Source organism: Jannaschia sp. Os4, assembly GCF_016820245.1.
Lineage (GTDB): Bacteria > Pseudomonadota > Alphaproteobacteria > Rhodobacterales > Rhodobacteraceae > Jannaschia.
In genome coordinates this window covers 57,761-71,339 of sequence record NZ_JAFCAR010000004.1, presented here as the reverse complement: position 1 = coordinate 71,339, position 13,579 = coordinate 57,761, and the positions used below count along the sequence as shown (strand labels likewise).

The following is a 13,579-nucleotide window of genomic DNA, read 5'->3' as shown; positions in this document are numbered from 1 at the left end:
CTCCCCTTCGGCGCCTCCGCGCCCGTTGGTCGTTCGCCGCGCCCCCTCCCTCGGGACGCGGTCGCGCGCGTCACACGGCGCGCAGTAGCGTGTAGTGCCACGGCCCGAGGTGGATGCCGCCGAAGTGGCCCCCTTCCCCCGGCTCCGAGGCGCCGATGTCCTCGATCGCGCGCCATTCGCCCTCGGGCGGATGGACGCTGACCTCGGCGCCGCCGAGGTTGAACGCGCAGAAGATGCGCTCCCCGTCGGCCTCGCGGACGAAGGACAGCATGTCGCCATCCGCGCGGAGGCCGGTCTGGTCGCCCTCCTGCAGCGCGTGGGACGACGTCCGCAGCCCGATGACCGCGCGGTAGTGGTGCAGCAGCGCGTCCTCGCGCTCCTCCTGCAGCGAGACCGCGTTCCCGAGATGCTCGGCGGCGACGGGGAGCCACGGCTTGGCCTCCGAGAAGCCGCCGTTGGTGTTCGAGGCCTCCCAGACCATCGGGGTGCGGCAGCCGTCGCGGCCCGCGAACTCGGGCCAGAACTCGATGCCGTAGGGATCCTGCAGGTCCTCGAAGGACAGGCGCGCCTCCGACAGTCCCAGCTCCTCGCCTTGGTAGAGGCAGACGGAGCCGCGCAGGGCGTGGATCAGCGTCGCGTAGCAGCGCGCGCCCTGCTCGCACAGGCCCCAGCGGGTGACGTGCCGCTGCACGTCGTGGTTGGAGAAGGCCCAGCAGGGCCAGCCGTCCGGCGCGACCTCCTCCAGCCGTTCGAACACCTCCGCCACGCGGGCGGCGGTGAGCGGGTCGGCGGCGAGGAAGTCGAAGGCGTAGCACATCTGCACGCCGGTCCCGGCCTTGGTGTACTGGCCGAGAAGCTCCATCCCGAGCTGGGCGTCGCCCACCTCGCCCACTGCGCAGGCGCCGTACTCGTCGAGCAGGAGGCGGAACCGCTTGAGGAAGCCGAGGTTCTCGGGCCGGTTCTTGGAGAACAGGTGCTCCTGATGGTTGTAGGGATTCACCGCGGGCGCGATCTTGGCGTTGCGCCGCTCGGGCGGGAGCGCCGGATTGTCGCGCAGCTCGTCGTCCACGAAGTAGAAGTTGATCGTGTCGAGGCGGAAGCCGTCCACCCCCCGCTCCAGCCAGAAGCGCGTCACGTCCAGCACCGCGTCCTGGACGTCCGGGTTGTGGAAGTTCAGGTCCGGCTGCGACGTGAGGAAGGCGTGGTAGTAGTATTGCTGCCGCCGCACGTCCCACTGCCAGCCGGTTCCGCCGAAGATCGACAGCCAGTTGTTCGGCGGCGTGCCGTCGGGCTTCGGGTCGGCCCAGACGAACCAGTCGCTCTTCGGGTTGTCGCGGGAGGTCCGGCTCTCCTGGAACCACGGATGCTGGTCGGACGTGTGCGACAGCACGAGGTCGATCATGACCTTCACGCCGAGCCCGTGGGCCTTCGCCACCAGCGCGTCGAAGTCGTCCAAGGTGCCGAACATCGGATCGACGTCGCGGTAGTCGCTGACGTCGTAGCCGAAGTCCTTCATCGGCGACGTGAAGAACGGGCTGATCCAGATCGCGTCCACGCCGAGCGAGGCGACGTAGTCGAGCCGCTCCGTGATCCCGGCGAGGTCGCCGACGCCGTCCCCGGTGCTGTCCTGATAGGAGCGCGGGTAGATCTGGTAGATCACGCCGCCGCGCCACCAGTTCGGGTCGGCGGCGGGCTGGAGCTGTTCTGCGGTCGCGGTCATTCGGGATCCTTACTTCACGGAGCCTGCGAGGAGGCCGCGCACGAGGTAGCGTTGCATCGTGAAGAAGACGAGCAGCGGCACCGCGATGGAGACGAAGGCCGCCCCCGCGAGGATGCCCCAGTCGCCGCCGCGCGACCCCAGGAGGTCGTCCGCGATCTTCCGCGTCATCACCATCGCCGCGTCTCCGTCGGGCAGGAAAACCTTGGCCACGAGCAGGTCGTTCCACGTCCACAGGAACTGGAAGATGGCGAAGGAGGCGAGCGCCGGGAACGAGAGCGGCAGGATCACCTTGGTGAAGATCTGGAACTCGGTCGCCCCGTCCACCCGCGCGTTCTCGATGATGTCGCGCGGCAGGCCGACCATGTAGTTGCGCAGCAGGTAGATCGCGAGCGGCAGGCCGAAGCCCGTATGCGCGAGCCAGACGCCCACGAAGCTCCGCCCCTCATAGTCTCCAACCCAAAGGTCGCTGGTTTCGTTGAAGATGGCGTCTGGATCAAAGAGCCAGTTCAGAAAGCTCGCCGTCTGCGTATGAAACGACAGCAGCGGCACCAAGGCAAGCTGCAGCGGCACGACGAGCAGGCCGACGACGAGCGCGATGAGCACGCCGCGCAGCGGGAACTCCATCCATGCCAGTGCGTAGGCCGCGAAGGCCGCCACGAGGATCGGGATGATGGTCGCGGGGATCGTCACCGTAAGCGTGTTGATGAACGCCTGCGCCATCCCGCCCGCGCCCAGCACTGTGTCGTAGTTCTCCAACGTGAAGTCGGGCGGCGTCTCCGCGAGGAAGTAGATGCGCTGCCCGCGCCCGTCCGGCTCCTCGGGCGTGCGGAACTCGTAGTCGCCGTTCGCCTGCATCGTCAGCGTCTCGCCGTCCCCGAGGTCCGCCACCGTGCCGACGGGGAACTCGCCCGGCGCGCGTCCGCGGACCCCGAAGGCCGAGAGCGAGCCGGTCGCCCCCGCCTCGTCGAAGATGTTCCCCGTGACGACGAAGGCGTCCCCGTCGGGCACGCCTTCCGCCCCCGCACGCGCGCGGTAGGACTGCTCGGTCGCGAAGGGCGCGAGCCACCAGCCCGAGGCCGAGATCGCGTCGCGGTCCCGGAAGGACGAGACGAGCAGGCCGACCGTCGGGATGATCCAGAGCAGGACCATCGCGACGACCGCGATGTTGACCGCCCAGCCGAGCGACGACTTGGTTCCGGCGATGTTGTCCATCAGCGCATCTCCTTCCGCGCCTGGATGATGTTCCAGACCATGACCGGCGTGACGATCAGCATGATGACGAAGGCCACCGCCGTGGCGCGCCCGTCGTCGCGGAACATGAACTCGAACATGTATGAGGGCAGGATCTGGGTGCCGAAGTTGCCCCCGGTCATAGTGTAGACGATGTCGAAGATCTTGAGCACGAGGATCGTGATCGTCGTCCAGACCACCACGATGGTCGGCATGATCTGCGGCACCTTGATCTTGAAGAAGATGTCGAGCGGCTTGGCCCCGTCGACGATGGCGGCCTCCACCGTCTCCTCGGGGATGCCGCGCAGCGCGGCCGACAGGATCACCATGGCGAAGCCGGTCTGGATCCAGATCAGGATGAACATCAGGAAGAAGTTGTTCCAGAACGGGATCTGCATCGGGTCGATCGGGTCGGCGTCGAAGGCCCACGCGCGGAAGGCGTTGACGATCCCGATGTCGGCGTCGTTGGCGTAGACGAACTTCCAGATCAGCGAGGCGCCCACGAACGAGATCGCCATCGGCATGAAGATCAGCGACTTGGCGATGTTGCCCCAAGACAAGCGGTCGGTCAGCTGGGCCGCGATCAGACCGAAGAAGGTCGCGCCGGCGGGGACGACGATGGCCCAGAGGATGTTGTTCAGCACGGCCTGCCGGAACTCGCCGTCCGAGAAGAGCCACATGTAGTTGCCCAAGCCCACGAACTCGTCCGGGTTGCGCCCGTAGAGAGAGCGGATGAACGAGCCCACCACCGGGTAGGCGAGGTAGAGGCCGAGCGCGGCGAAGGCCGGGAAGATGAACAGCCACGGGCGGACCATGTTGGCGCGATTGATGTTGCGCCCCGCGTTCGGGCCCTTGGCCGGGAAGATGAACCGGTCGAGCACGAGGTTCGACAGGTAGAAGTAGCCGACGCAGCCGCCCACCCCCAGCACGATGGTGATCAGTCCCTGCAGGACGGGTGGCATGGTCGCTCCTCCCCAAGTTCGCCTCGCGGCGGGACCCCCGCGCCGGTCCGCGGCGCGGCCTCCGTGGGCCCCTCGGTGCGACGGGGGCACGCCATGCGCGCCCCCGTCAATGGTCTAGTGGGCCGGTCGGCTCACTTGATGGCGTCCCAGCGCTCCTGGATGCCGGCCGCGACCTCCTCGGCCGAGGCGCCGGTGGTGTAGTCCACCATGCCCGTCCAGAAGGCGCCCGCGCCGATCTCGCCGGGCATCAGGTCCGAGCCGTCGAAGCGGAACGTGGTCGCGCCTTGGATGATCTCCGCTTGGCCGCGCAGCGCGTCGTCCGCGTAGAGGTCGGCGTTCACGCCGCCATGCGCCGTCAGGAACCCGCCCTGCGTCATCCACGCCTCGTGCGCGATCGGCAGCTTGAGGAACTCGATGAACGCGTTGGCCGTGTCCGACGGGTTGGTGATCGAGAACAGCGTCCCGGCGCCGAGAACGGGCGAGCCGAGGTCCTGCCCCTCGAAGGCGGGGAAGTAGAAGAAGTCCACGTCCTCGCCCACCTCGGTGCCCTCGGGGAAGAAGGCCGGGATGAAGGACGCCTGGCGGTGCATGTAGCACGCGGGCGGCACCTCGAAGAGGCCGTTCGGGCTGTCGCGGAAGTCCGTGGACGCCGCGGTCTCGCCGCCGCCGGCCACGTAGTCCTCGTTGCGGGCGAACTGGCCGTAGGCCTCGATCGCGCCGATCACCTCGGGGCTGTCGAAGGAAAGCTCGTTGGCCACCCACGCGTCGTAGACCTCGGGGGGCTGGGTGCGGAGCATCATGTCCTCCACCCAGTCGGTCGCCGGCCAGCCGGTCGCCGCGCCCGAGCCGAGGCCGATGCACCACGGGGTGCCCCCGTCCTCGACGATCTGGTCGGAGAGCGCGATCAGCTCCTCCATCGTCTCGGGGATCTCGTAGTCGTTCTCCTCGAACGCCTCCGGGACGTACCAGACCAGCGACTTCAGATCGACGCGGTAGAACATGCCGAACAGCTCGTCCTCGCCGGACGCGTTCGCGTAGGTGCCGAGGTCGACCCACGACTGGCCGGCGGCGAAGTTCTCCGCGACGAACTCCGAGGTGCCCTCGGGCAGCGGCGAGAGCTGGCCGCGCGCGGCCATGTCGGCGGCGAGGCCCGGCTGCGGGAACACCGCGAGGTTCGGGGCCGAGCCCGCCTCGGCGGCGATCACGATGTCCTGCTCGAACGAATCGGAGCCGGAATACTCGGCCTCGGCGCCCGTGGCCTCGGCGAACAGCGCGACGACCGCGTCGAACTTGGCCTTCTCGTCGCCGGTCCACGGGCCGGTGATCGACAGGGACTGGCCGGACAGGTCGGTGTTCGCCGCGAACTCGTCGTAGGCGGTCCAGTCGTAGTCGCCCGAGCCCGGCTCGATCGGCAGGTGCCCGCCCGCGAACGCGGCTCCGGACATGAGCGCGATGGCGGCGGCGCCACCCATCAGGTTCTTCATCATTTCTCCTCCCAGCGGCCCGTTGATCGGGTCCGTCTCGTCGTTCCTAGCGCGCAACGGCGGGCCGGTCCCGCCCCAAAGCGCTTTGGTGACGACATCCCTGCCAGTGCTCCCCCGACCGAGTCAACGCGAAGCGTCGAAGCCCGCCCCCGGCGCGATGCGACCTGAACGCGCACTTGCCCGGGTCGCGCCGCACGGGCCAAGGTCCGGTCGTGTCGAACCGGTTCGGGAGGGCCGCGCCATGTCGATGACCCTTCGCGAGTTCGCCGAGCTCGTCGGCCTGTCGCCGACCACCGTGAGCCGCGCGCTCGGCGGCTACCCGGAGGTGCGCGAGGAGACGCGGAGGCGCGTCCAGAAGGCCGCGATTGACCACGGGTACCGGCCCAACCGCCGGGCCGCCGCCTTGGCGACGGGACGCTCCATGGCCATCGGCCACGTCATCCCGCAGTCCATCGGCCACGAGACGGTCAACCCGATCTTCGCCGACTTCACCGCGGGCGCGGGCGAGGTCTACGCCAGCGCCGGCTACGACATGCTGATGACGACCGTCCCGGACGACGGGACGGCCGCCTACGAGCGGCTGGCGCAGTCGGGCGCGGTCGACGGGTTCATCGTCCACGGCCCGCGGATCGATGACGCGCGGATCGGCATCCTGCAGTCCTTGGGCCTGCCCTTCGTGGTGCACGGGCGCGCGTCGGGCGCGGTCCGGCCCTACGATCACGTCGACGTCGAGAACCGCCGGGCCTTCGTCCGCCTCACCGAGCACCTGATCGGCCTGGGACACCGGCGGATCGGCCTCGTGAACGGCTTGGAGGACATGGACTTCGCGCATCGCCGCCGCGACGGGTTCGACGCGGCCATGGCGGCTGCGGGCCTGCAGGTCGACCCGGCCCACCGCGCCGCCGCCGAGATGACGGAGCCGCTGGGCTACGCCGCCGCGGCGCGGATGCTCGACGGGCCGAGCCCGCCCACCGGCCTCGTCGTCGCGTCGGTCCTCGCCGCCGTCGGGGTGCGGCGCGCCATCGCGGCCCGCGGGCTGCGCATCGGCGCGGACGTCTCGGTCGCCATCTTCGACGACGTCCTCAGCTACATCGGCAACGAGCCCGACGACCGCGAGGCCCCGCCCTTCACCGCCACCCGGTCCTCCGTGCGGGCGGCCGGACGGCGCTGCGCCGAGCTGCTGATCGCCCGGATCGCGGCCCCGGACCGCCCGATCGTCGCGGAGGTCTGGGACTGCCCGCTGGTCCTAGGCCGCTCGACGGGGCCCGCCCCCGCCTGAGGCGGGGATGCGCCACTCCGCGAAGAACGCCCCTCCCCTCGCTTCCCCCTCCCCCGGGGCCTCGCGCTAGGGGTCGCCGCGGGACAGAGGTGGGATTCGCCATGAAGGACTATCAGCAGCCGTCGCCGGACCTCGCGTCGGAGACCGCCCCGACGGAGTTCTCCGTCGCGCGCAGCGACTTCCCCGAGGGGTTCGTCTTCTCGACGGCGACGAGCGCCTACCAGATCGAGGGCCACGCCTTCGGCGGCGCAGGCGAGACGCACTGGGACGCCTTCGCCCGCCAGCCCGGCAAGGTGCACCTGCAGCAGCACGGCGCCGTGGCCTGCGACCACTACCACCGCTGGGAGGAGGATCTCGACCTCATCCGCGACGTCGGGCTGGACGCCTACCGCTTCTCCACCTCGTGGGCGCGGGTGATGCCCGACGGCGTGACGCTCAACCCCGAGGGGCTCGATTTCTACGACCGCCTCGTCGACGGCTTGCTGCAGCGCGGCATAAAGCCGATGGCGACCCTCTACCACTGGGAACTGCCGCAGGCCCTGTCGGAGAAGGGAGGCTGGCTGGTCCGCAAGACGCCCGAGGCCTTCGCCCGCTTCACCGACGTGGTGGCCCGCCGCATCGGGGACCGCCTGCACAACGTGGCCCCCGTCAACGAGCCGTGGTGCGTCGCGTGGCTGTCGCATTACCACGGGGCCCACGCGCCGGGCCTCACCGGGCTCGAGAACGGCGTGAGGTCGATGCACAACGTCGCGCTGGCGCACGGCCTCTCGGTCGAGGTGCTGCGCGCGCACGGCGTCCCCGGCGTGGGTGCCGCGTGCAACATGGAGTTCCCGCTCCCCGCCCGCGACACCGACGAGGACCGCGCCGCGGCCCGGCTCTACGACGGCATCTACAACCGCTGGTTCGTGCAGGCGATGACCCGAGGCACCTACCCCGAGGACGTGCTGGAGGGCTTCGCCCCGCACATGCCCGAGGGGTGGGAGAAGGATCTTGAGCGCATCCACGCGCCGCTCGACTGGTTCGGGGTCAACTACTACACCTGCCAGCGCCTCCAGGCGCAGTCCGATCGCTGGCCCTACTACTCGACGGTCCCCGGCCCCCTGCCCAAGACCGACATGGGGTGGGAGATCGCGCCCGAGGGGCTCGAATGGCTGCTGCTGCGCACGGCCGCGGACTTCACCGGGGACACGCCGCTCTACGTCACCGAGTCCGGTATGGCGAACCCCGACGTGCCCGGCCGCGCCGACGTGGAGCGGATCGCCTATCTCGATGGGCACTTCCGCGCGGGCCTGCGCGCCATCGAACGCGGCGCGCCGCTCGCGGGCTACACGGTGTGGTCGCTGATGGACAACTACGAGTGGGCCTTCGGCTACGACAAGCGCTTCGGCATGGTCCATGTCGATTTCGACAGCCAGCGGCGGACGCCGAAGGCGTCGTGGCACGCCCTTGGCAGGATGCTGCGCCGCTGATAGCGCGCACGTCCATGACCGACGCGACCGACCTGCCGCTGTTCCTCGTCGCCGACGTGGGCGGAACGAACACCCGCTGCGCCCTCGCGCGCGGGGCCGAGGTGCAGGCCGAGAGCATCCGGCGCTACCGCAACGACGACTTCGCCGGCCTGCCCACCGTCCTCAAGACCTACCGCGACGCGATGGGCGCGACGCCCGATGGCGCCTGCGTCGCCGTCGCAGGGCCCGTGGCCGACGGCGTCGCGGAGTTGACGAACCGCGACTGGTCCATCGACACGGTCCGTCTGCTGGCGGCCACGGGTGCCCGCGCGGGCGCGATCCTGAACGACCTGCAGGCGCAGGGTCACGCTCTGGGCCATCTCGCCCCCGACGTCTGCGAGACGGTCTGCACCTCCGCCGCGCCCGCGCGCGAGGGGGCGGCCCGGCTGGTGATCGGCGTCGGGACGGGGTTCAACGCGGCGCCCGTGCACGTCACGCCCACGGGACGCGTCGTGCCCCCCTCCGAAGCGGGGCACGCGAACCTCCCCGTGCGCACCGAGGCGGAGCTGCGCCTCCTGACCTTCGTGTCCACCTCCCACGGGTTCCCGTCGGTGGAAGACGTCCTGTCGGGCCGCGGGCTCGAGCAGACCTACCGCTGGCTCGCCTCCGAGGCCGGCGCCTCCGAGGAGCGCTCGGCGGCGGAGATCATGGGGAGCCTCGACACCGATCCCCGCGCGGAGGCGACCGTGCGGCAGGCGGTGCGGATGCTCGGTACGGTCGCGGGCAACCTGAGCCTCATCCACCTGCCCTTCGGCGGCGTCTACATGGTGGGCGGCGTGGCGAGGGCGCTCGGCCCGCACCTCGCGGGGATGGGCTTCGCGGACGCATTCCGGGACAAGGGCCGCTTCGCCGGGTTCATGCAGAACTTCGCGGTCCACCTCGTGACGGACGACCACGCGGCCCTCACGGGATGCGCCGCGCATTTGAACGAGCTCGCCCCGACGGGGTAACCGAATCTTCACGTCCCCCCTCTAGCCCTGACCGGGAGCAGGAGGGACGGCATGACCAACGACCCGATCCGCGTGCTGGCCGTCGACGACAGCCGCACGGTGCGGCGCATGATCGAGCTGACCCTCGAACGGGCGGGGATCCACGCGACCGTGGCCGAGGACGGGATCGACGGCCTCGACCGGCTGGGCGCGATGGACGCGCCGCCCGACGTCGTGATCACCGACATCAACATGCCCCGCCTCGACGGGTTCGGCTTCATCGAGCGCGTGCGCGGGGGAGATCGCCACGCGGACGTGCCCATCCTCGTCCTGACGACGGAGGACGCCCCGGACCTGAAGCGCCGTGCCCGCGCGGCCGGAGCGAAGGGCTGGATCGTGAAGCCCTTCGATCCGCCGCGCCTCGTCGGGGCGCTGCGTGCGGTGGCGGGCCGATGACCGTCTCCGATCCGGCGATGGACGCCCTGAGCGACGACTTCGTCGAGGAGGCCGTCGACCTGCTCGCCGAGGTGGACGCCGCGCGCGTGGCCCTGCGCGACGGCCGGGCGCCGGGCGAGGCCATCGACGCCGCCTTCCGCGCGATACACACGATCAAGGGGGGCGCCGGCCTCGTCGGCCTCGACGAGGTCGCGTCCCATGCCCATGCCTTGGAGGAACGGCTCGCCGCGGTGCGCGGCGGGGAGGCATCGACCGATGGCTTGCACGAGCTGCTCGCGTCGGGGGGCGACGACCTGCGCCGGGCGCTCGCTCCCGACGCTGAGGCGGACCGGCCCGCCTCCACGCCTGCCTTCCGGGTGCGACCGGACCGCGCGGACCGGCTCGCCTCCCTTTCGGCGGACCTCGCGCTGCACGAGGCCGCGCTCCGCCGCGCGCTGCCCCCCGTCCGCTCGGACGACGCCCTCGCGCCGGCTGCCGAACGGCTGCATATCTCCGTGCAGGGCCTGCGCGACGCGGTCATCGACCTCCGCGCCCAGCCCGTCGCGCCGCTGCTGGCGCGTATGGCAGCGCTGGGGCGCGACACCGCGCGCGCACTCGGAAAGACCGTGCGTGTCGACGTCGAGGGCGACGACGTCGAGATCGACGCCGGCATCGTGGAACGTCTCGCCGGTCCGCTCACCCACCTCGTCCGGAACGCCGTCGACCACGGGATCGAGGTGGACCGCGCCGCCGTCGGTAAGCCGTCCGAGGGCCGAATCGTCCTCGGCGCGGTCCAGTCCGGCGATACGGTCGTCATCGAGGTGTCGGATGACGGGCGGGGCATCGACGTGGCGACGCTGCGCGCACGCGCCGGCCCGGAGGCCCCCGCGGCCCCCGCCGGCGGGGACATCCTGTCCCTCGCCGCGCGGCCCGGCCTCTCGACCCGCGACCACGCATCGGGGACGTCCGGGCGCGGCGTGGGGCTGGACGCGGTCATGCGCGAGATCGGCGCCATCGCCGGGGCCTCGGCTCAACTCGAGTCGAGCCCGGGCGTCGGGTGCCGCTTCCGGCTGACGCTGCCGACGACGATCTCCGTCATCGACGGGCTCGTCTGCGAAGCGGGGGGGATGGTCGTCGTGATCCCGCTCGCCGCCGTACGGGGCACCCACCCCGCCGCGGCGGAGCCGGGCCGCCCCGTGATCGAACTCGGCCGGATGCTTCGTCCCGACGCGCCCGCGGGGGATGAGATTGTCGAGCTTGTCGGGCCCGACGCGCCCTTCGTGGGCGTGGACCGCGTGGTCGCCTCGGGCACGTCGGCGGTCCGTCCCCTCCCGGACGCGACGCCGCGACCGGGTTGGATCGCGGGGGGGATCGTGGGCGACGACGGGCGCGTCGGCGTCGTCGTCGATCCGCGCGGCCTCTCCGCGGGCCAAGCCGCATGACCGAGCCCGCGCCCGAGACGAGCCGTCCGCGCTTCGCCCCCGCCCCGCCCGTGCCGCCGCCCTCGACCCATCTGCGCCTGCCCGGCACGCAGACGCGCTACGTCGCCGTCGATCTCGTCGACGAGGTGGTTCCGCTGCCGCCCCTAACCCCGCTGCCGGGTGCGGGCCCGTCGGTCCTCGGCTTCGTCTGGGTCCGGGATCGCATCCGCCTCGTCTGCCGGATCGACGGCGTGGGCGACCCGCTCGCCGCCTCGGGGACGCCGGGCGGGCATCCCCACCTGATCGTGGCGCGCCATCCGCTGCCCTGCGTGCTCGCGACGGGGCGCATCGACCTCGTGGGTTCCGCCGAGGCGGCGGACGCCGACGCCCTCGTGATCGACGCGGGCGCGCTCGAGGCGCTCGCGCGGGGCGAGGCGGTCGTGGCGGCATGACGGATCGTCGCCCCTGCGTCCTGCCCCGTCTCGGCACGACGTTGGCGCGCGAGACGGCGATCCTGTCGGATCGCATGGCCGCGCTCGACGACGCACTGGGCGAGGCGACGTTGGAGCGCGTGGACGACGACCTGATCCGCGCGCTGCAATCCGTCGACGTGGTCCGACAGGGCCTCGGCGACCTGCTCGCCTTCTTCGAGGCGCTCGGCGGCGGGACGGACCCGCGGCACCCCGGCTGCATCGGTCCCGGCCCCGCCTCGGAGCGGGTGCGGCAGGACCGGCTGCGCAGGACGATCGCGGGCGACGCGGCGCCGACGGGGGCGGCTGCGCCTGTCCGTCAGGCCGCCTCGCCCGCGGCCTCCTGACGGCGCCACATGTCCGCGTAGGCCCCCCCGCGGGCGAGGAGCTCCGCGTGGGTCCCGGTCTCGGCGACGATGCCGCCCTCGAGGACCACGATCCGGTCGGCGTCGACCACCGTCGAGAGGCGGTGCGCGATCACGAGCACGCTGCGCCCGCGCGAGAGGGCGCGTAGCTCCGTCTGGATGTCCTGCTCGGTCCGGCTGTCGAGCGCGCTCGTGGCCTCGTCGAGCAGGAGGATGGGCGGGTCCTTGAGCAGCGTGCGCGCGATCCCGACCCGCTGCTTCTCGCCCCCCGACAGCTTGAGCCCGCGCTCTCCCACGGGGGTGTCGTAGCCGTCGGGCAGGTCGTCGACGAAGGAGGCGATGGAGGCGGAGCGGGCGGCGGCGGCGACCTCGTCCGCCCCCGCCTCGGGGCGCCCGTAGGCGATGTTGTAGCCGAGGCTGTCGTTGAAGAGCACCGTGTCCTGGGGCACCACGCCGATCTGCGCGTGTAGGCTGTCGCGGGCCACGGCGCGCACGTCCTGCCCGTCGATCCGGACCGCCCCCCGGTCCACGTCGTAGAACCGGAAGAGCAGCCGCCCTAGGGTCGACTTCCCCGCCCCGGACGGCCCGACCACGGCGACCGTCTGGCCGGGCTCGACCGCGAAGGTCACGCCGCGCAGGATGGGCCGTTGGGGGTCGTAGCCGAACCAGACGTCGTCGAACGCGACGCGCCCTCCATCGACGACGAGCGGCGGCGCGCCGGGCGCGTCGGTCACCTCCAGCGGCTGCTCGAGGAGGCCGAACATCTCGCCCATGTCGACGAGCGCCTGCCTGATCTCGCGATACACCGTGCCGAGGAAGTTCAGCGGCATGGTGATCTGGATCATGTAAGCGTTGACCATGACGAAATCGCCGACGGTCAGCTCGCCCGACGCGACCCCGGCGGCGGCCATCGCCATCACCGCGACCAAGCCGCCGGTGATCAGGAGTGTCTGCCCGAGGTTGAGGAAGGCGAGCGTGTAGGACGTCTTGAGCGCCGCCTTCTCGTAGCCCTCCATCGACTCGTCGTAGCGCGCCGCCTCGCGGGCCTCGGCCCCGAAGTACTTGACCGTCTCGAAGTTCAGGAGGCTGTCGATCGCCTTCTGGTTCGCGTCCGTGTCCCGCGCGTTCATCTCGCGCCGGATGCGGACCCGCCACTCCGTGACCTTGAAGGTGAACGTGACGTAGAGCGCGATCGTCACGGCGACGACGGCGAGGTAGCGCCAATCGAAGACGGCGGCGAGGATCGCGCCGATCAGCAGCAGCTCCAGCACCAGCGGCCCGATCGAGAAGAGCAGGAAGCGGAGCAGGAACTCGACGCCCTTCACCCCGCGCTCGATGATTCGGCTCAGCCCGCCGGTCCGCCGCGACATGTGGTAGCGCATCGAGAGCCGGTGCATGTGCGTGAAGGTCTCGGAGGCGAGGCGCCGGAGCGCGCGCTGGCCGACGGGGGCGAAGAGCACGTCGCGCAGTTGCTGGAAGCCCGTCCCCATCGCCCGCGCGAGGCCGTAGGCCACCGTGAGCCCGATGGCGCCGACGCCCAGCGTCCACGCGGGCGCGACGGTGTCGGGGGCGAGCGTGTCAACCGCCGCCTTGTAGAGGAAGGGCGTCGAGACCGCGACGAGCTTGGCCAGCACGAGCACGGAGAGCGCGGCGACGACGCGCCGCTTCACCCAGCCCTGCCCGTCCGGCCAGAGGTAGGGCGCCACGCGGCGGAGGATGGAGAGCGGGTCCGAGGGCACCTCGGGCGCGTCGCTGGGCGGGAGCGGGGCCATGCGG

The 13,579-nt window shown here is 71.4% G+C and carries 12 protein-coding genes; 7 read left to right on the top strand and 5 right to left on the bottom strand.

Annotation, left to right across the window (positions count from 1 at the left end):
• Window positions 1-70: 70 nt before the first annotated feature.
• From JQC91_RS09245 to JQC91_RS09230, 4 genes are all read right to left on the bottom strand, one after another.
• Entirely contained in the window at window positions 71-1,720 is a 1,650-nt protein-coding gene (locus JQC91_RS09245) for an alpha-glucosidase (RefSeq protein ID WP_203286553.1), read from the bottom strand.
• A 9-nt stretch (window positions 1,721-1,729) separates the two neighbouring features.
• Window positions 1,730-2,932 carry a carbohydrate ABC transporter permease gene (locus tag JQC91_RS09240; protein ID WP_203286552.1) on the bottom strand — a complete coding sequence of 401 codons (1,203 nt, stop codon included), beginning with the start codon at window positions 2,930-2,932 and terminating at the stop codon, window positions 1,730-1,732.
• Window positions 2,932-3,912, bottom strand: a complete 981-nt coding sequence (locus JQC91_RS09235; RefSeq protein ID WP_203286551.1) for a sugar ABC transporter permease — start codon at window positions 3,910-3,912, stop codon at window positions 2,932-2,934. The genes JQC91_RS09240 and JQC91_RS09235 overlap by 1 nt, the downstream gene beginning before the upstream one ends.
• Window positions 3,913-4,043: 131 nt before the next feature.
• A complete protein-coding gene (locus JQC91_RS09230; RefSeq protein ID WP_238941461.1) occupies window positions 4,044-5,399 on the bottom strand; it encodes an ABC transporter substrate-binding protein in 1,356 nt (451 codons plus the stop codon).
• 238 nt (window positions 5,400-5,637) lie between these two features.
• On the opposite strand from JQC91_RS09230, the gene JQC91_RS09225 reads away from it, so the two are divergent.
• The 7 genes from JQC91_RS09225 (at window position 5,638) to JQC91_RS09195 (ending at window position 11,785) form a co-directional block, all read left to right on the top strand.
• Window positions 5,638-6,675 carry a substrate-binding domain-containing protein gene (locus JQC91_RS09225; protein WP_343069939.1) on the top strand — a complete coding sequence of 346 codons (1,038 nt, stop codon included), beginning with the start codon at window positions 5,638-5,640 and terminating at the stop codon, window positions 6,673-6,675.
• A 101-nt stretch (window positions 6,676-6,776) separates the two neighbouring features.
• A complete protein-coding gene (locus tag JQC91_RS09220) occupies window positions 6,777-8,144 on the top strand; it encodes a GH1 family beta-glucosidase (protein ID WP_203286550.1) in 1,368 nt (455 codons plus the stop codon).
• 14 nt (window positions 8,145-8,158) lie between these two features.
• On the top strand, window positions 8,159-9,133 hold the full coding sequence (locus JQC91_RS09215; RefSeq protein WP_203286549.1) for a glucokinase: 975 nt from the start codon (window positions 8,159-8,161) through the stop codon (window positions 9,131-9,133).
• Between the two features lie 51 nt (window positions 9,134-9,184).
• Window positions 9,185-9,568 carry a response regulator gene (locus JQC91_RS09210; RefSeq protein WP_203286548.1) on the top strand — a complete coding sequence of 128 codons (384 nt, stop codon included), beginning with the start codon at window positions 9,185-9,187 and terminating at the stop codon, window positions 9,566-9,568.
• Entirely contained in the window at window positions 9,565-10,989 is a 1,425-nt protein-coding gene (locus JQC91_RS09205) for an ATP-binding protein (RefSeq protein WP_203286547.1), read from the top strand. Before JQC91_RS09210 ends, JQC91_RS09205 begins: the two co-directional genes overlap by 4 nt.
• Entirely contained in the window at window positions 10,986-11,420 is a 435-nt protein-coding gene (locus tag JQC91_RS09200; protein WP_203286546.1) for a hypothetical protein, read from the top strand. Before JQC91_RS09205 ends, JQC91_RS09200 begins: the two co-directional genes overlap by 4 nt.
• A complete protein-coding gene (locus JQC91_RS09195; RefSeq protein WP_203286545.1) occupies window positions 11,417-11,785 on the top strand; it encodes a hypothetical protein in 369 nt (122 codons plus the stop codon). Before JQC91_RS09200 ends, JQC91_RS09195 begins: the two co-directional genes overlap by 4 nt.
• Here the strand turns inward: JQC91_RS09195 and JQC91_RS09190 are convergent.
• Window positions 11,758-13,575 carry an ABC transporter ATP-binding protein/permease gene (locus tag JQC91_RS09190; protein WP_203286544.1) on the bottom strand — a complete coding sequence of 606 codons (1,818 nt, stop codon included), beginning with the start codon at window positions 13,573-13,575 and terminating at the stop codon, window positions 11,758-11,760. The two genes, JQC91_RS09195 and JQC91_RS09190, sit on opposite strands and share 28 nt — an antisense overlap.
• Window positions 13,576-13,579 lie beyond the last annotated feature (4 nt).

Coding starts and splice junctions, on each gene's coding strand:
- JQC91_RS09245 (WP_203286553.1), bottom strand. CDS start 1,720: ATGACCGCGACCGCAGAACAGCTCCAGCCCGCCGCCGACCCGAACTGG.
- JQC91_RS09240 (WP_203286552.1), bottom strand. CDS start 2,932: ATGGACAACATCGCCGGAACCAAGTCGTCGCTCGGCTGGGCGGTCAAC.
- JQC91_RS09235 (WP_203286551.1), bottom strand. CDS start 3,912: ATGCCACCCGTCCTGCAGGGACTGATCACCATCGTGCTGGGGGTGGGC.
- JQC91_RS09230 (WP_238941461.1), bottom strand. CDS start 5,399: ATGATGAAGAACCTGATGGGTGGCGCCGCCGCCATCGCGCTCATGTCC.
- JQC91_RS09225 (WP_343069939.1), top strand. CDS start 5,638: ATGTCGATGACCCTTCGCGAGTTCGCCGAGCTCGTCGGCCTGTCGCCG.
- JQC91_RS09220 (WP_203286550.1), top strand. CDS start 6,777: ATGAAGGACTATCAGCAGCCGTCGCCGGACCTCGCGTCGGAGACCGCC.
- JQC91_RS09215 (WP_203286549.1), top strand. CDS start 8,159: ATGACCGACGCGACCGACCTGCCGCTGTTCCTCGTCGCCGACGTGGGC.
- JQC91_RS09210 (WP_203286548.1), top strand. CDS start 9,185: ATGACCAACGACCCGATCCGCGTGCTGGCCGTCGACGACAGCCGCACG.
- JQC91_RS09205 (WP_203286547.1), top strand. CDS start 9,565: ATGACCGTCTCCGATCCGGCGATGGACGCCCTGAGCGACGACTTCGTC.
- JQC91_RS09200 (WP_203286546.1), top strand. CDS start 10,986: ATGACCGAGCCCGCGCCCGAGACGAGCCGTCCGCGCTTCGCCCCCGCC.
- JQC91_RS09195 (WP_203286545.1), top strand. CDS start 11,417: ATGACGGATCGTCGCCCCTGCGTCCTGCCCCGTCTCGGCACGACGTTG.
- JQC91_RS09190 (WP_203286544.1), bottom strand. CDS start 13,575: ATGGCCCCGCTCCCGCCCAGCGACGCGCCCGAGGTGCCCTCGGACCCG.